This window comes from Streptomyces sp. NPDC002680 (assembly GCF_042889145.1).
GTDB lineage: Bacteria > Actinomycetota > Actinomycetes > Streptomycetales > Streptomycetaceae > Streptomyces > Streptomyces adonidis.
In genome coordinates this window covers 545821-561733 of record NZ_JBIAQP010000002.1, presented here as the reverse complement: position 1 = coordinate 561733, position 15913 = coordinate 545821, and the positions used below count along the sequence as shown (strand labels likewise).

Here is a 15913-nt window from a genome sequence, read left to right as displayed (position 1 = left end):
TGGGGGCTGGTCGCGCAGTTCCCCGCGCCCCTATGGGGCGCGTCCTGCGGGGCGTTGGACAAGTGGCAGGGCCCGGATCAGTGGCAGGGCACCGATCAGCGGAAGATGCCCGTGTGGCCCAGGGAATAGCGGCCGGGCTGGGGGTAGACGGCGAGGCCGTGCGGGCCGCTGCCCACCTTGATGCGGGCCAGCTGCTTGCCGGTGCGGGTGTCGATGGCGTACACCTCGGCGTCGTAACGGCCGGACAGCCAGAGGACCTTACCGTCGGCGGAGACACCTCCCATGTCGGGGCTGCCGCCGTCCGGCAGGTGCCACTTCTTGGTGAGCTTGTTCTGGGTGAAGTCGAAGACGGACACCGAGCCCTCGCCCCGGTTCGACACGTACATCTCGCGGGAGTCGCGGCTGACGTACAGGCCGTGGGTGCCCTTGCCGGTCGGGAGGAGGGTGGGGCGGGTGAACTTGTCGCCGTCCAGGACCCACATGCCGTCGGCCATCATGTCGGCGATGTAGAACCGCTTGCCGTCCGGCGAGATCTTGACGTCCTGCGGCATCGCGCCCTCGTAGGGCAGCTTCTGCTGCGCCACGACCTCCATCTTCTCCGTGTCGACCTTGAGCAGCTCGCCGCTGAACTCGCAGGACACGATGAAGTACCGGCCGTCGAGGGAGAAGTCGGCGTGGTTGACGCCGTAGCAGCTGACGGGCTCGGTCTTGACGGTCTTCATGGTGTGCGGGTCGCGGAAGACCAGCTCGCGGTCGAGGGAGGCCATGACGACGGCGTACTTGCCGTTGGGCGTGAAGTAGAGGTTGTACGGGTCGTGCACGTCGACCGGCTTGCCCGCCTTTCCGGTCTTCGGGTCGATGGGTGTGAGGGTGTGGCCGCGGTTGTTGTTGACCCAGAGGGTCTTCAGGTCCCAGGAGGGCACGACGTGCTGGGGCTGCCGTCCGACGTGGATCGTCTCGACGATCTCGTACGTCTTCGGGTCGATCACGGAGACGGTGTCGGACTCGGTGTTCGGCACGTACACGCGGGACGGGAAGTCCCGTACGACCGGGGAGAGTTTGTTCGGCCGGTCGGCGGCGTAGACGTCACGCGGGTGCAGGACGGGCGGCATCCCGGGGAGGCCTCGGACGACCGGTTTGGCGGGCGCGGCTGGTTTCACCGGCTTGACCGCGCCGAGGGTCCGGTTCGGCTGCTCCCGGGTCTCGGTGCCGCAGGCGGTGAGTCCGGCGAGGACGGTGAGGGCGGTTCCCGCGACAAGTACGCGGGCGACGGTGTTCGTGGTGGGGGGCATCAGCTCAGCAGCTCCGTGGTGGTCACCGCGCGCAGGCCGCGGCGGTCGAGTTCGTGCAGGAGACCGGGCAGCGCGGCGACCGTGTCCGCGTACCCGAAGTGCAGGCTCACGATCGATCCGGCGCGGACGTCGGCCATGACATTGCGTACGACGGCGGGGGCGCCCGGCGAGGTGAAGTCGAGGGAGTCGACGTCGTAGGAGAGGACGTGCGGGTAGCCGGCCCGGCGGGCGAGCCGTTCGACGAGCGGGGAGGCGAGGGCGGCTCGCGACGGCCGGAACCAGGTGCCGATGGATCCGGTGAGCGCCTTCAGCCGCTCGGCGCACCCCCTGATCTCGGCATCGGCGTCCGCCTCCGGCATGGCGTTGATGTCGAGGTGCCGGAGCGTGTGGTTGCCGAGTTCATGACCGCCGTCGAGGACGCGGCGGGCGAGCCCGGGCTGGGCGTCGAGCCAGGTCCCGACGGCGAACACGGTGACCCGCGAGCCGTGTTTCTCGGCGGCGGAGAGCAGGGCGTGCGCGGTGGCGGGGTCGCCGTTGCCGTGGAAGGTGAGGGCGACCCGGGGTCGGTCGCGGGGGCCGTGGAGGATCTGGGCGGGGTAGCGGAGGAGGGGGGCGGGAGCCGGGGCGGGGGTATGGGGAGTCGGCGTGCGGGATGCGGGGGCGGGGGTGGACGTACGGGATGCGGGGGCGGCGGGAGGAGCGGCGGCACCGCCGGTCGCGCACCCGGTGGTCAGCACCCCCGAGGCAACGATCCCGGCGCCCGCACGCAGCACCGCCCGACGGTCGGTCGTGGTCACCCGCACCATTTAAGGGGCGTTGGGGAGGAAAACGGGCGATTAGCCCGATCGGCGGCCCGCCCGCACAACTGCTGAGCCCTTGACGCCTACCTGTCGGCGACCCGCATCTCGAACCACGTCGTCTTGCCGCGCGGCAGCAGGTCGACCCCCCACCGGTCGGAGAGCTTGTCCACCAGCATCAGCCCCCGCCCGCTGATGTCCATCTCCTGGACCGGCATCAGACACGGCAGCCCCCGCGAGGGGTCCCGGACCTCCACCCGGATCCATCCCCGGCGCCGGCGCATCCGCAGGCCGAAGACTCGCGCGCCGGTGTGGCGTACGGCGTTGCCGACGAGTTCGGAGACGAGCAGGACCGCGTCCTCGGTCATCTTGGGGGTGAGCCCCCAGTGGCGCAGGACGACGACCTGGGCGAGGCGGCGCGCGGTCGCGGCGGACTCGGGGCGGGACGGCAGCTGGACCTCGTGCTCCGTCGGGTTCCCGAACAACTCGAGCGCCTTGAGCGCCCGTTCGTCCTCGACCGCAGGCGACCACCGCGCTGCCGTCGCACGGCCGTGTCCCCGCGGCTGTTCCATGCCCTCCAGCCCCGCCATGCCCCCATCATGGCCGCCCGAACCGGTCGCCGGGGCCGTTCCCGAGGAATACGCTCCCCGGAATAAGTCGTTCCGATTTGATCCTCTGGCATATTCCAGAGGCATTTCGTTGGAGCGTAAAACCCCTCCCACCTGCGACGGAAGCTCACTTTCGGGCAAGCGACAGGCCCCCTCGACAAGACAGGCTTAAGGTTGGTTTAAGGCTCCCATAAACCGCCCTATCGAGGGACCTGGAATCAGACATCGCGTCAACTGCAAGCGCTTTACCGGAACTTCGCCTTACCGGGACCTTCCTTGACGAAGCTCCGCATGCCGATCTCCCGGTCCTCCGTCGCGAACAGGCCCGCGAACCAGTTCCGCTCGATCGCGAGCCCCGTCTCCAGGTCCGTCTCAAGACCCGCGTCGATCGACTCCTTCGCCGCGCGCAGCGCGATCGCCGGGCCCTGCGCGAGCTTCGCCGCCCAGGCGTGCGCCTCGGTGTACACATCGGCGGCCGGTACGACCCGGTCCACCAGACCGAGTGACAGTGCCTCGTCGGCCTTGACCATCCGGCCGGTGAAGATCAGGTCCTTGGCCCTGGACGGGCCGATCAGCCGGGACAGCCGCTGTGTACCACCCGCGCCGGGGATCACGCCGAGCAGGATCTCCGGCTGGCCGAGCTTCGCGTTGTCACCGGCGATGCGGTAGTCGGCGCAGAGCGCCAACTCGCAGCCGCCGCCCAGCGCGTAGCCCGTGACGGCGGCGACGACCGGCTTGGGGATACGGGCGACGGCGCTGAAGGAGTCCTGCAGGTCCCTGGCCCGGGCGACCATCGCCGCGTGGTCCATGGCCTGCATCTCCTTGATGTCCGCACCGGCCGCGAACACCTTCTCCCCGCCGTACACGACGACCGCCCGTACGTCGTCCCGACGGGTGGCCTCCTCCGCGAGTTCCTTGAGGCGGTCCTGGGTGGCGACGTCCAGCGCGTTCATGGGCGGACGGTCCAGCCGGAGCGTGCCCACACCTTCGGCGACTTCGAGATGCACAGTCATGGAGGCAGGTTAACGGGGACTAACGCGTACGGGCCCGGTGCTGTCAGTCACACCGGGCCCGTCGAAGACGTACAACAGGCTTACGCCTTCCACTTCTCCCAGGACATGTTCCAGGCGTTGAGCCCGTTGTCCGGGTCGACGATGCGGTCGTTGGAGTTCTTCACGATCACCACGTCGCCGATCATCGACCGGTTGAAGAACCAGGCCGCCGCGATCTTGCCGTCGTAGCCGCCGCGCACGTCCCGCAGGCCGATGCAGCCGTGGCTGGCGTTGTAGTTGCCGAAGGCGCCCGGCGCCCAGTAGTTGCCGTGGATGAAGGTGCCGGAGGTGGTCAGACGCTGGGCGTGCGGGACGTCCTTGATGTCGTACTCGCCGCCGTAGCCGACCGTCTCGCCGTTCATCCGGGTCACTTCGAGGCGCTCGGTGATGACCATCTGGCCGTTCCAGGTGTCGTAGCCGGGCGCGCCGGTGGTGACCGGGATGGTCTTGATGACCTTGCCGTCCCGGCGTACGACCATCGTCTTGGTCTTGACGTCGACCGTCGAGACCTGGCTGCGGCCGATGGTGAAGGAGACCTGCTTGGCCTGCTTGCCGTAGACGCCGGGCCGGCCCTCGACGCCGTCGAGAGCGAGGGAGACCGTGACCTTCGTACCCGGCTTCCAGTATTTCTCCGGGCGGAAGTCGAGGCGGTCGTTGCCGAACCAGTGGCCCTCGACGTCGACGGCCGGCTCGGTCTTGACGGTGATCGCCTTCTCGACGTCCTCGGGGGACGTGATGCCCCGGGTGAAGCGGATCGAGAACGGCATGCCCACGCCGACCTTGGAGCCGTCCTCGGGCGTGAACGTACCGATGAACGTGTTCTTCGGGGTGAGGGTGGTGAAGGAGGACTCCTCCGCCGCCGTACGGCCCTCGGCGTCCTTCGCCACCACGTGCACCTTGTACGTGGTCGACGCGGTGAGATGCGTCGAGGGCGCCCACTTGGTGTCATTGGCGGTCAGGGCGCCCGCGACCGGGTTGCCCTTGGCGTCCTCGACCTTGACCTCGGTCAGCCTGCCCTTGGCGGCGCTGACGCTGAGGGCGCCCTTGGTGTCCACGGACTTGGCGCCGTTCTTGGGCGCGATGGTGACGACCGCCTGCGACTGCTGGGACTGCGTCGCGGTGGAGTCCGTGCCCTTCGGCTTGGCGTCGTCGGCCCCGGAGCCCGAGTCGCCGCCCCCGCTGCACGCGGTGACGGCGACGAGCAGAACTCCGGCCAACAGTGCCCCCGCTACCCCCGATATTGGTCGCGCGTTCAAGCTTTCTCCCCTCCCGTGGCCTGGTCAGGCCCACTTCCCCGGCGCGTCCCGCGCACCCCGGCGCATATTAACCACAAGGTCACACCCCCCGGCGGCCCTGAAAGGTCACTGTTCCGTCCCAACATCATCAGATTGTCGGACCCGACTGTTTACGTCGATTCAGTGACCGCTACTTCACGGCGCCGCCCGCTTTCCACTCCCTCCAGCCCATGTTCCATCCGCCGAGCCCGTTGTCGGGAGCGACCTTCTTGTCATTGCTGTGGACGACCTCGACAACGTCACCGACAAGGCTCCGGTCGAAGAACCAGCCCGCCGGACTGTCCGAACTGCCGCCCTTCACATCCCGCAGCCCGACGCAGCCGTGGCTGACGTTGGTGTTGCCGAAGGCGTCCGGCGCCCAGTAGTTGCCGTGCAGGAAGGTGCCCGAGGTGGTCAGGCGCATCGCGTGCGGGACGTCGGGGATGTCGTACTCCCCCTTGCCGTCCTTCTTCGTGAAGCCGACCGTGGCGCCGTTCATCCGGGTCAGCTCCAGCATCTCGGTGACCACCATCTTCCCGTTGTACGTGGTGGTCCTGGGCGCCCCCGCCGTGATCGGCACCGTGGCGAGCAGCTCGCCGTCGCGCCGTACCTGCATGGTGTGCGCGGCGGCGTCGACCAGGGAGACCTGGCCGCGGCCGACGGTGAAAGTGAACGTCTTGTGCTGGATCCCGTACACCCCGGGCGACCCCTCGACGTCCCGCAGCCCCAGTTCGACGGTGACCTCGGTGCCCGGGGCCCAGTACTCCTCGGGGCGGAAGTCGAGGCGGTCGGCGCCGAACCAGTGGGGGCGGATCTCGACGGCGGGTTCGGCGGTGACGCGGACGGCGCGTTCGACGGCGGCGCGGTTCCTGAGCTCCCGGTTGAACTCCAGGGACACGATCATTCCGGTGCCGACGGTGGCGCGGTTCTCCGGGGTGACGTATCCGATGAACCGCTCATCGGGCACGTACGTGGTGAAGGTCGTGTGCCGGGCCGAACGGCGTCCGTGGGCATCGAGGGCCACGACGTCGACCGTGTACCTGGCGGCCAGCGCGAGCCGCGCGTCGTCGGGCCGCCAGGACAGTCCGTCGTCGGAGATCCGCCCGGCCACCTCCGACTCCTGCGCGTCCTGCGCCTTCACGACCTTCACCGATTCCAGGCGCCCGCTGGGCACCCGTACGAGAAGGGGGTTGTCGGGGCGCACGGCACGGCTGCCGTCGTCCGGGGAGACGCGGATCACGTCCTCCCGTCCCCGGGGTTTCCCGAACATCGAGTCCGTCCCGCCCACCCCCTCCGAAGTGCAGCCGGCGGCTCCGGCCAGCAGTCCTGCCCATGTCAGTACGGCGGCCAGCCCGGCCCTCGCGCGCCGAGCGCGCCCAGTTACGTGCCTCACGCAGGACCCAACGACGCGGCCCGCCCTGGGGAAACGTGAGTGCGAGCCATGCTCTGGGCAGAACAGGGGGGAGAACGACGCGACAGGGCGCCTCGGCCGGGACGCCGTGGCCCCTGTAACCCGCTTCGTTCCACTCGTTCCACGAGCCGCAGGAGGCGGAGAGGTGTCCAGCGCAGCCGAGGAGAAGGCGGTGGCGGATCAGCGCGCCGTCGAGGAGAGGCACCCCGCCGCCGTATTGCCCGACACCGACACCGTGCTGAACGGCGCACCGCGCGCCGCGCTGCCCGCCGTGCCCGTGTGGCCGGGAACCCCGATGCCATTGGGCGCGCGTTTCCGCACGGGCCCGGACGGGGTGTCGGGCACCAACTTCGCGCTGTGGGCGGGCGGGGCGGAGTCGGTGGAGCTGTGTCTGTTCGGCGAGGTGGAGGAGGGTGCGGAGGGCTTCGGGGAGGTGGAGACCCGCGTCCCCCTCACCGAGCTGACGCACGAGATCTGGCACGGCTTCGTGCCCGGGGTGATGCCGGGCCAGCGGTACGGCTACCGCGTGCACGGCCGCTGGGACCCCTGGACCGGCGCCCGCTGGAACCCCGCGAAGCTGCTCCTGGACCCGTACGCGCGTGCGGTGGACGGCGACTTCGACCTGCCGCCGGAGGTGTACGGGCATGTCCGCGACTGGCCCCAGCAGCAGGTCACGGACACCGTGCGCGACGACCGCGACTCGGCGCCGTACGTCCCGAAGGGCGTCGTCGTCCACGACGACACCACCGACGACGAGTGGGAGGACGACCGCCGACCGAAAACCCCGTGGGCGGACTCGGTGATCTACGAGGTCCACGTCAAGGGCTTCACAAAGCTGCACCCCGGCATCCCGGAGGAGCTGCGGGGCACATACGCGGGCCTCGCACACCCTGCAGCGATAGAGCACCTCGTGCGGCTTGGCGTGACGGCGGTGGAGCTGCTCCCGGTGCACCAGTTCGCGCACGAGGACCACTTGCTCCGCCGGGGCACGAAGAACTACTGGGGCTACAACTCGATCGGCTACTTCGCCCCGCACGCGGGCTACGCGGCGACGGGTACGGCGGGCCAGCAGGTCGGCGAGTTCAAGCGCATGGTGCGCGCGCTGCACGCGGCGGGCATCGAGGTCATTCTCGACGTGGTCTACAACCACACGGCGGAGGCGGACGAGCGCGGCCCGACCCTGTCGCTGCGGGGCATCGACAACAGGGGCTACTACCGCCTCCAGAACGACGCACGCCGCTACACGGACTACACGGGCTGCGGAAACACGCTGCACGTGGTCCAGCCGCACGTACTGCGCCTGATCACGGACTCGTTGCGGTACTGGGTGACGGAGATGGGGGTGGACGGCTTCCGCTTCGACCTGGCTGCGGCCCTGGCCCGCTCGATGCACGACGTCGACATGCTGTCCCCGTTCCTGGCGGTGATCGCGCAGGACCCGGTGCTGCGCCGGGTGAAGCTGATCGCGGAACCGTGGGACGTCGGCTCGGGCGGCTACCAGGTGGGCGCGTTCCCGCCCCTGTGGACGGAGTGGAACGACCGCTATCGCAACGCGGTACGGGACTTCTGGCGGGGCGCGCTGCCGGACGTGCGGGATCTGGGTTACCGGCTGTCGGGATCGAGCGACCTGTACGCATGGGGCGGTCGCAGGCCGTACGCCTCGGTCAACTTCGTGACGGCGCACGACGGTTTCACCCTGCGGGACCTGGTGTCGTACGAGCGCAAGCACAACGAGGGCAACGGCGAGGGCAATCGGGACGGCACGGACGACAACCGCGCCTGGAACTGCGGCGCGGAGGGAGAGACGGAGGACGAGCGGGTACTGGCGCTGCGGCGCCGCCAGTTGAGGAACCTGTTGACCACATTGCTGCTGTCGACGGGCGTTCCGATGCTGGTCGCGGGGGACGAGCTGGGCCGCACTCAAGGGGGCAACAACAACGCGTACTGCCAGGACAACGAGGTCAGTTGGCTGGACTGGAGCCTGCTGGAGGACCCGGGCTGGCGCGCGCTGACCGAACTGACCGCCCGCCTCATCGAGTTGCGCCACCGGCACCCCGTACTACGCCGCCGGGCGTTCTTCTCCGGCCGGGCCCATTCGGCGGACGGGCTGCGGGACCTGGCCTGGTTCACCGCCGGGGGTACGGAGATGACGGAACGGGACTGGTACGCGCCGGCGGCGACCCTGGGCATGTATCTGTCGGGCCGCGACATCCCGGGCCGCGACGCCCGGGGCGCCCCGATCGTCGACGACAGCTTCCTGGCGATCCTGCACGCGGGTGACCGCCCGACGAACTTCGCGCTGCCGGGGGCGCCTTGGGCGGGGCGGTACGAGGTGGTCGTCGACACGTCGAGGGAGGAGCAGGGGGAGGCGCCGGGGGTGGGGTATCTGGCGGGGGAGGAGATCAGGGTGGCGGGGAGGGCTGTGGTGTTGTTGCGGGTGGTGGGGTGAGGGGGTGCGTTTTCGGGTGCGGGTGCGTTGTGGCTGGTCGCGCCCACGCGGCGGAGCCGCAGATCAGTACAGCCCCGCACCCCTGGGTGGGTGGGACCGGCCCCCGTTGACACCTCCTGCGGTGTGCTGGAGCAGGGTCGGGACGAACACGGCCCACAGCGGCTTCGGGAGGTCGTGTCCTGCGCCCTCCAGGATCAGCAGGGTCGCGCCCGGAACCGCGTCGCGCAGGGCGTGTCCGTGCGGGAGGGGGAAGACCGGGTCGTGGTCGCCGTGCACCACCAGGGTCGGCGCCCTGAGGGAGGCGAAGTCGCGGGACGATCCGTCGAAGGACATCGCGTAGTGGTTGACGAGGGTGGCCGCGATGTCGCGCGTGCGGGCCACGTCCCGCTCGACCAGCGCGCGCGTGGCCCGCTCGTCGAAGTAGGGCGAGCCGCCCGAGTACGCCTTCGCCGACGCGACGACGAAGTCCACCACCGCGCCGGAATCGGCGGGGTCCGGACCGGCGGGGACACCAGCGGTGACCTGGTCCGACGGCGGCGGGAGGCCGTCCTCGCCCGTGGACGTGGAGACGAACGTCAGTGACTCCACCCGGTCGGGATGGTCCACGCCGATCATGAGCCCGATTCCGCCGGACATGGACCGGCAGACGATGTGCGCGCGCTCGACGTCCAGGGCGTCCAGGACGCCGAGCGCGTCCCGGGCCAGGTCGGTGTACGCGTAGCCCGGCCGCCCCGGCGGGTAGCTGGTCGACCGTCCGGTGTCCCGGTTGTCGTAACGGATCACGAACCGACCGCCGTGCGCGATCCGTTCGCACAGCTCGGTCTCCCACCACAGCATCGAGGCGGCCGCTCCGTCGATGAGCAGGATCGCCGGGTTCGCGGGGTCTCCGAAGGTCTCGACGCACAGTTCGACATCGTTGACCCCGAAGAGCTTCTCGTGATCGGTCATGAACGCCACGCTAGACCCGGAGGGCCAGCCGTCGTTCCAGGCCCACCCGGCGGTCCGGCCACTCCTCCGCCGTGATCGAGAACATCGCGGAGTCGCGGAGCCTGCCCTCCTCGCCCGGTACCCAGGAGGGGGACCAGCTCCGCAGTACGCCCTCGAAGTGCGCGCCCGTCTTCTCGATCGCGGCGCGTGAGCGGGCGTTGCGGGCGTCCGTCTTCAGGTCGACGCGGGCCACGTCCCAGGTCTCGAACGCGTGCCGGAACAGCAGGTACTTGGCCTCGGTGTTCAGCCCGGTGCCCTGCGCCGAGGCCGCGAGCCAGGTGTAGCCGACCTCGATCGCGCACAGCCTGTCGCCGTCCGGCCAGAGCCGCGGTTCCCAGTAGGCGGTGGCTCCCACCGCGCGCCCCGACGCCCGGTCCACCTGCGCGTACGGAGCCAGCAAGCCCGCGGCGGCCCGAGCGTGCTGGGCGTCGATGAAGTCGCCGACCTCGGCCGCCGGAGGCACCCAGGTGAACCCGTACGAGCTGCGGTTCTCCTCCGCCGCGGCGGCCAGGTCCGCCGCATGCCGGTGGTCCAGTGGCTCCAGGCGTACGAGCGAGCCTTCCAGGAGCGGTCCGGTCAACGCGAAGGTCATCGATCACCAATCCAGTGCGGGCAACACGCTGTCGATCTCGCAGGGTTCCAGAGCCGTGCCGCCCTGTCGCGTGAATTCCGTGCCGGTTCCGGTCCGTGGACACCTTCTTGACGCCCCTGTCGTCCCCCTGGCACCGTCCAAGACCATGAGGAACTCCGCCGGTCACCGCCGCGCGCACATCGCGCTCGTGGAACGGCGTCATGTCGACCTGTGCCGGCAGTCCAGCGCCATCTGTCGCTGAGCCCACGGTCTCCCCGCTCCTCTCCTCCCTCCCTTAGGTGTCCCCTTTGCGGGCCCCCTCTGCCCTAAGGAACTCCCGCATGCCCGAAATATCCCGTCGTACGTTCGGTGGTCTCGTCGGTGGTGGTGCCGTCACCGCCGTTGCCTCCGCCGGTACGGCTTCTGCCGCTGCCACCGAGCGTCCGTTCCGGGCCCGTACGGCCGGACAGCACGGCAGACGCCGTCCCAACCTCCTCGTCATCCTCGGCGACGACCTCGGCTGGGCCGACCTCTCCTCCTACGGCGCCCCGCACATCAAGACGCCCCACCTGGACCGGCTCGCCCGGCAGGGGGTCCGGTTCACCGACTCCTACTCCGGGTCCGCGACCTGCTCGCCGACCCGGTTCAGCCTCTACACCGGGCGCTATCCGGGGCGTACTCCGGGCGGGCTCGCCGAGCCCATCGCCAACAGGACGCAGGGGCTCGACCCCGAACACCCCACCCTCGCCTCGCTGTTGAAGAAGGCCGGCTACTCGACCGCGCTCATCGGCAAGTGGCACTGCGGCTGGCTGCCCGACTACAGCCCCACCAAGTCCGGGTGGGACGAGTTCTTCGGCAATCACGGGGGTGTGCTGGAGTACTTCTCCAAGCTCGGCCAGCTCGGCGACCACGACCTGTACGAGGGCGACGCCGAGTACCAGGACCTGCGGTACTACACCGAGGTCCTCACCGAGCGGGCCGTCGAGTACGTCGGCCGGGACCACGGTGACAAGCCCTGGCTGCTCAACCTCAACTTCACCACTCCGCACTGGCCCTGGCTCGCCGAGGGCGACGCGGAGACCGGTGCCGAGATCGCCGCGAAGATCCGCGCCGCCAAGACCCAGGCCGAGGTCAGCAAGGCCCTGAACCACTACGACGGCGGTTCCGTCGAGAAGTACACGGAGATGGTGCAGAGCCTGGACGCGGCCGTCGGTGAGGTGCTCGCCGCCCTGCGCCGGTCGGGGCAGGAGGAGCACACGCTGGTGTACTTCGCCAGCGACAACGGCGGTGAGCGCTGGTCGTACCTGTGGCCGCTGAGCGGCGAGAAGTTCGTGCTCCAGGAGGGCGGTATCCGAGTACCGACCATCGTGCGCTGGCCCGCCGGGATCGACGGACGCCAGATCAGCCACGTACCCAACTTCTCCCCCGACTGGACGGCGACCTTCCTGGAACTGGGCGGTGCCCGGCCCGATCCGGCCTACCCGCTGGACGGCCACAGCCTCGCCGGGTATCTGCTGCGGGACGAGGAGCTGCCCGAGCGGGATCTGTTCTGGCGGGTGCGGGCCAACCGGGCGCTCCGGCGCGGGAATTGGAAGTACTACCAGGACGCCACCAAGACCGACCACCTCTACAACCTGGCCGCCGACCAGCGCGAGCAGGCCGATCTCGCCCCGGACCGGCCCGAGTTGCTCGCCGAGCTGAAGGGTGCGTGGGAGACGATCGCGAACGGGCTTCTGCCGTACCCCAGTTAGCCGAGTCGGGCCGAACTAGCCGAGGATCCCTCGCTGGTACGCCGTCGCCACCGCCGCCGCGCGGTCCTTCACGCCCAACTTGCCGTACAGGTGGGTGAGATGGGTCTTCACCGTGGCCTCGCTGATGAACAGGACGCGGGCGATCTCCCGGTTCGACGTGCCCTTGGCGACCAGGGCCAGGACCTCGCGTTCGCGTGCGGAGAGGGGCTCGTTGCCCGGGGTGCGGACCGCCGAGACCAGACGGGAGGCCACTGCCGGGGAGAGGACCGTGCGGCCCTGGGCGGCGGCCCGTACCGCCGTGAAGAGTTCGTCCCTCGGGGCGTCCTTGAGCAGGTAGCCGGTCGCGCCCGCCTCGATCGCGGGGAGGGTGTCGGAGTCCGTGTCGTACGTCGTCAGGACGAGGATCTTCGCCCGGGCGCCGTCGCGGGTCAGCGCGCGGATGGCGTCCACGCCTCCCCCGCCCGGCATGCGCAGGTCCATCAGGATCACGTCCGGGTCGAGGGTGGCGGCCAGGCGTACCGCCTCCACGCCGTCCGACGCCTCGGCCAGCACGGTGAAGTCCGGCGCCGACTCGAACATGCCGCGCAGACCGTCCCGTACCACCGGGTGGTCGTCGACGATCAGGAGGGAGATGGGCACGTCAGCTGTCATGGGTGACCAACGGTACGCGTGCCGAGACCGCGGTGCCGTGCCCCCGCTCCGACTCCAAGGTGAGTGAGCCCGCGATGCGTTCGGCGCGGGCGCGCATGCCGTCGAGGCCGAAGCCGCCGGTGCCGGTGCGTTCGCGGACGGCGAGCGGGTCGAAGCCCTCGCCGTCGTCGCGGATGTCGAGGATCACCTCGTCGCCGAGGTAGGTGAGGGTGACGCCGACCCGGGTCGCGCGGGCGTGGCGGGAGGCGTTCGACAGGGCTTCCTGGGCGATGCGCAGGAGCGTTGCCGCGAGTTCCGCGTGGAGTTGCTCCGACGCTCCCGTGACCGTGAACTCGGCGCGTACGCCCGTCCGTTCGGCCCAGTCGGCGACCGTCTTCCGCAGGGCCCCGGGGAGTCCGTCGTTCTCCAGGGCCACGGGAGCCAGGTTCTGTACGGAGCGGCGGGCCTCGCCGAGGCTGTGCCGGGCAAGTTTCACGGCGCGGTCCACGTGTTCGCCCGCCAGGGTTCGGTCGGGGGTGTTCGCCACCACCTGGAGCTGGGCGATGATCCCGGTCAGGCCCTGGGCGATGGTGTCGTGGATCTCGGCGGCCAGGCGCCGGCGTTCGTCCGCGACGCCCGCCTCCCTTGCCTGGACGAGGAGTTGGGCGTGCAGGGCGGCGTTCTCGTCGAGGGCCTGCTGCAAGGCCGTGTTGGTGCGTTCGAGTTCGGTGATCGTCTCGGCGCGGTCTCGGGAGCGCTGCTCCTCCTGCTGGTTGAGATGGCCGACCGCCATCAGCAGGGCGTTGTTCGCGACCACCATCACGCCGAACAGCACCCACTGGACCGGGTCGTGGAACGGCATCCCGCCGGCCTGCGCGCCCGCCACCACGACGACGGTGGCGAAGAGGGCGAGCCGTTGCCGGCGCCTGCCCGGGATCACTTCGTCGGTGTCGAAGTAGCCGGTGGACGCGTAGAACGCGAAGAACGGGTTCAGCCAGGTGAGGGCGAAGGCGATCATCCAGCGCAGGACGTAGTAGACGGTCCCGCCCCGGGACGGGGACCGGCGGCCCTGGCGGGGCCCGTGCCACAGCTGGAGCACCACCGCGGCGACCACCAGCGTCCCGGCCGCGTACCACTCGGCAGGGCCCGCCATCAGCCCGCCCGCGAGGGTCGACAGGACGGTGGAGACGACGAGCAGCCCGTAGGGACCCCAGGTGTGGAGCTGGTCCCAACGGCGCTCGATCTGCTGGTCCGCCGCGCTCATCCCCCCAGTCTGCACGGACCCTCTCCTACTCCCACCGGAACCAGCGCGCGGCGCCCGCCGTCAGCAGCACCGTCCAGGCGGCCGTCACGCCCAGGTGGTCCCAGCCGGGCCAGTCCCCCGCCGCCGCCTGGTTCAGCGCCTCGGCCGCCGCGCCGAACGGGGTCCAGCCGACGATCCTGGCCAGCACGTCCGGCATGGTCTGCACCGGCGCCCACACGCCCGCGCAGAACATCGCCGGGAAGAACACGGCCGAGCCGATCGCCGCCGCGATCTTCGTCGAGCGGGAGAGAGCGGAGACGAGGGCGCCCAGGGCGAGGGCGGCCGACACGGCCAGGATCAGGGCGAGGACGTAACCGAAGGGCTGCTCGGGCAGTCGTACGCCGAAGGCCAGGCGGCCCACGACGAGGGCGGTGAGTGCCGATGCCAGGGCGGCACCGCCGTAGACCGTCATCTGCGCGGACAGCAGGGCGGAGGGGCGGACCGGTGTGGTCGACATACGGCGCAGGATGCCCTGCTCGCGGTAGCCGGTGAGAGTCTGCGGCATCGACTGGAGACCGCCCACGATCAGGCCGAGCAGCACGGCCACCGGAACGTAGGCGTCCACCGGGCGCAGGCCGCCGAAGGACGGAGCGGGGTCGCGGAAGGACGGGACGGAGCCGAGGATCACCAGCAGCAGGGTCGGGAACAGCAGGATCCAGAACAGCGCGCCCGGCTCGCGCCGGAAGAGCCGGACCTCGGTCCTCAGTACGGACGTACTGCTCATGCCGCTTCCTCCTTCGTGAGGTCGAGGAACGCGTCGTCCAACGTGGCGTCGGTGACACGGAGCTGGTGGGCGGTGACATGGCTGCGGGCGAGGAGGGTGATGACGGCGTTGACGGTCTCGTCGGTGCCGGAGAGGGTGACCCGGTCGTCCTTGTACTCGACCGAGGCGAGCGCCGGAAGCGTGGTCAGGGCGTCCTCGGGCAGGGGCTCGGACGGGGTGAAGCTGATCACCGTGGCGCCCGCCGAGCGGCGGATCAGGCCGGCCGGGGTGTCCAGGGCGGCGATCCGCCCCTTGTCGATCACGGCGATCCGGTCGCACAGCCGCTGCGCCTCCTCCATGAAGTGGGTGACCAGGAGGACGGTCACCCCGCTCGCCCGTACGTCCTCGATCAGCTGCCAGGTGTCCCGGCGGGCGCGGGGGTCGAGGCCCGTGGTCAGTTCGTCGAGGACGACGATCCGGGGGTCGCCGATGAGCGCGAGCGCGATGAACAGGCGCTGTTTCTGGCCACCGGAGAGCTTGCCGAACCTGGCGGAGAGACGGTCGGTCAGGCCCAGCCGCTCGGCCAGCGGGCGCCAGTCGGCCGGACGGGGGTAGAAGGCCGCGTACAGCTCCAGGGCCTCGCGGACGGTCAGCTTGGCCTGCAGCTCGCTCTGCTGGAGCTGGGCGCCCAGGACCCGGCTGGTGGCCTCGTGGTCGGTGACCGGGTCGAGGCCGGTGACCCGGACCCGGCCCGCGTCGGGCACCCGCAGGCCCTCGACGCACTCGACGGTGGTGGTCTTGCCGGCGCCGTTCGGGCCGAGGATCCCGAAGATCTCGCCCTCCTCGACGGCGAAGGAGATACCGTCCACGACCGGCCGGCCACCATAGGACTTGCGCAGTTCGCTCACTTCGATGACGGACATGGCATCAGGGTCTCGGCCCGGACAGGGGCGGCACATCGGCCGACGCGCTCGGACCGGCATCAGCCGATCGGTTGATGCGACCCTACGACCGACCGTGCGACCTCTCGAACACGCAGGTCGTAGGACCAGCGCCCGATCCGATCCGGGTCAAAACTCGGTAGG

The 15913-nt window shown here is 70.3% G+C and carries 15 protein-coding genes; 3 read left to right on the top strand and 12 right to left on the bottom strand.

All coding sequences use genetic code 11. From position 1 onward, the window contains the following. Positions 1–95: 95 nt before the first annotated feature. The 6 genes from ACFYXF_RS09040 to ACFYXF_RS09015 all read right to left on the bottom strand — a co-directional run bounded on the left by ACFYXF_RS09040 (position 96) and on the right by ACFYXF_RS09015 (position 6416). Entirely contained in the window at positions 96–1292 is a 1197-nt protein-coding gene (locus ACFYXF_RS09040; RefSeq protein WP_389348889.1) for a YncE family protein, read from the bottom strand. Beyond that, positions 1292–2098, bottom strand: a complete 807-nt coding sequence (locus ACFYXF_RS09035; RefSeq protein ID WP_389348888.1) for a polysaccharide deacetylase family protein — start codon at positions 2096–2098, stop codon at positions 1292–1294. The genes ACFYXF_RS09040 and ACFYXF_RS09035 overlap by 1 nt, the downstream gene beginning before the upstream one ends. Positions 2099–2175: 77 nt before the next feature. After that, the gene (locus tag ACFYXF_RS09030) at positions 2176–2679 is read right to left on the bottom strand and encodes an ATP-binding protein (protein WP_389348887.1); all 504 of its coding nucleotides are present in this window, start codon (positions 2677–2679) and stop codon (positions 2176–2178) included. Positions 2680–2942: 263 nt separating this feature from the next. Then, positions 2943–3710: an enoyl-CoA hydratase/isomerase family protein gene (locus ACFYXF_RS09025; RefSeq protein ID WP_389348886.1), complete on the bottom strand. Its 768-nt coding sequence runs from the start codon at positions 3708–3710 to the stop codon at positions 2943–2945. Positions 3711–3790: 80 nt separating this feature from the next. Next, positions 3791–5005, bottom strand: a complete 1215-nt coding sequence (locus ACFYXF_RS09020) for an Ig-like domain-containing protein (protein ID WP_389348885.1) — start codon at positions 5003–5005, stop codon at positions 3791–3793. Between the two features lie 169 nt (positions 5006–5174). Beyond that, complete coding sequence (locus ACFYXF_RS09015; protein ID WP_389348884.1) at positions 5175–6416, bottom strand: Ig-like domain-containing protein; 1242 nt, start codon at positions 6414–6416, stop codon at positions 5175–5177. Between the two features lie 163 nt (positions 6417–6579). Between ACFYXF_RS09015 and glgX the strand changes: the two genes are divergently transcribed. Beyond that, positions 6580–8883 (top strand): glycogen debranching protein GlgX, encoded by a 2304-nt coding sequence (glgX, locus tag ACFYXF_RS09010; protein ID WP_389348883.1) that lies wholly within the window; start codon positions 6580–6582, stop codon positions 8881–8883. Between the two features lie 63 nt (positions 8884–8946). Here the strand turns inward: glgX and ACFYXF_RS09005 are convergent, their stop codons facing one another. After that, positions 8947–9831, bottom strand: coding sequence for an alpha/beta fold hydrolase (locus ACFYXF_RS09005; protein WP_389348882.1), 885 nt, complete (start codon positions 9829–9831; stop codon positions 8947–8949). A gap of 10 nt (positions 9832–9841) precedes the next feature. Then, complete coding sequence (locus ACFYXF_RS09000; protein WP_389348881.1) at positions 9842–10462, bottom strand: GNAT family N-acetyltransferase; 621 nt, start codon at positions 10460–10462, stop codon at positions 9842–9844. Positions 10463–10607: 145 nt separating this feature from the next. Between ACFYXF_RS09000 and ACFYXF_RS08995 the strand changes: the two genes are divergently transcribed. Together ACFYXF_RS08995 and ACFYXF_RS08990 are read left to right on the top strand one after the other, a co-directional pair. Further along, a complete protein-coding gene (locus tag ACFYXF_RS08995) occupies positions 10608–10703 on the top strand; it encodes a putative leader peptide (protein WP_389348880.1) in 96 nt (31 codons plus the stop codon). Between the two features lie 79 nt (positions 10704–10782). Next, positions 10783–12192 (top strand): sulfatase, encoded by a 1410-nt coding sequence (locus tag ACFYXF_RS08990; RefSeq protein ID WP_389348879.1) that lies wholly within the window; start codon positions 10783–10785, stop codon positions 12190–12192. Positions 12193–12207: 15 nt separating this feature from the next. On the opposite strand, the gene ACFYXF_RS08985 is transcribed toward ACFYXF_RS08990, so the two are convergent. The 4 genes from ACFYXF_RS08985 to ACFYXF_RS08970 are packed head-to-tail and all read right to left on the bottom strand — an operon-like array spanning position 12208 to position 15751. Further along, positions 12208–12843: a response regulator gene (locus ACFYXF_RS08985; protein WP_389348878.1), complete on the bottom strand. Its 636-nt coding sequence runs from the start codon at positions 12841–12843 to the stop codon at positions 12208–12210. After that, positions 12833–14086 (bottom strand): sensor histidine kinase, encoded by a 1254-nt coding sequence (locus ACFYXF_RS08980; protein WP_389348877.1) that lies wholly within the window; start codon positions 14084–14086, stop codon positions 12833–12835. The genes ACFYXF_RS08985 and ACFYXF_RS08980 overlap by 11 nt, the downstream gene beginning before the upstream one ends. A gap of 25 nt (positions 14087–14111) precedes the next feature. Then, complete coding sequence (locus tag ACFYXF_RS08975; protein WP_389348876.1) at positions 14112–14849, bottom strand: ABC transporter permease; 738 nt, start codon at positions 14847–14849, stop codon at positions 14112–14114. After that, positions 14846–15751, bottom strand: coding sequence for an ABC transporter ATP-binding protein (locus tag ACFYXF_RS08970; protein ID WP_389348875.1), 906 nt, complete (start codon positions 15749–15751; stop codon positions 14846–14848). Before ACFYXF_RS08970 ends, ACFYXF_RS08975 begins: the two co-directional genes overlap by 4 nt. Positions 15752–15913 lie beyond the last annotated feature (162 nt).

Bases quoted from the DNA above. Each gene is read 5' to 3' on its own strand.
- ACFYXF_RS09000 (WP_389348881.1), bottom strand. From the start codon at position 10,462: ATGACCTTCGCGTTGACCGGACCGCTCCTGGAAGGCTCGCTCGTACGC.
- ACFYXF_RS08975 (WP_389348876.1), bottom strand. From the start codon at position 14,849: ATGAGCAGTACGTCCGTACTGAGGACCGAGGTCCGGCTCTTCCGGCGC.
- ACFYXF_RS08985 (WP_389348878.1), bottom strand. From the start codon at position 12,843: ATGACAGCTGACGTGCCCATCTCCCTCCTGATCGTCGACGACCACCCG.
- ACFYXF_RS09025 (WP_389348886.1), bottom strand. From the start codon at position 3,710: ATGACTGTGCATCTCGAAGTCGCCGAAGGTGTGGGCACGCTCCGGCTG.
- ACFYXF_RS08980 (WP_389348877.1), bottom strand. From the start codon at position 14,086: ATGAGCGCGGCGGACCAGCAGATCGAGCGCCGTTGGGACCAGCTCCAC.
- ACFYXF_RS09035 (WP_389348888.1), bottom strand. From the start codon at position 2,098: ATGGTGCGGGTGACCACGACCGACCGTCGGGCGGTGCTGCGTGCGGGC.
- ACFYXF_RS09040 (WP_389348889.1), bottom strand. From the start codon at position 1,292: ATGCCCCCCACCACGAACACCGTCGCCCGCGTACTTGTCGCGGGAACC.
- ACFYXF_RS09005 (WP_389348882.1), bottom strand. From the start codon at position 9,831: ATGACCGATCACGAGAAGCTCTTCGGGGTCAACGATGTCGAACTGTGC.
- ACFYXF_RS08970 (WP_389348875.1), bottom strand. From the start codon at position 15,751: ATGTCCGTCATCGAAGTGAGCGAACTGCGCAAGTCCTATGGTGGCCGG.
- ACFYXF_RS08990 (WP_389348879.1), top strand. From the start codon at position 10,783: ATGCCCGAAATATCCCGTCGTACGTTCGGTGGTCTCGTCGGTGGTGGT.
- ACFYXF_RS09030 (WP_389348887.1), bottom strand. From the start codon at position 2,679: ATGGCGGGGCTGGAGGGCATGGAACAGCCGCGGGGACACGGCCGTGCG.
- ACFYXF_RS08995 (WP_389348880.1), top strand. From the start codon at position 10,608: ATGAGGAACTCCGCCGGTCACCGCCGCGCGCACATCGCGCTCGTGGAA.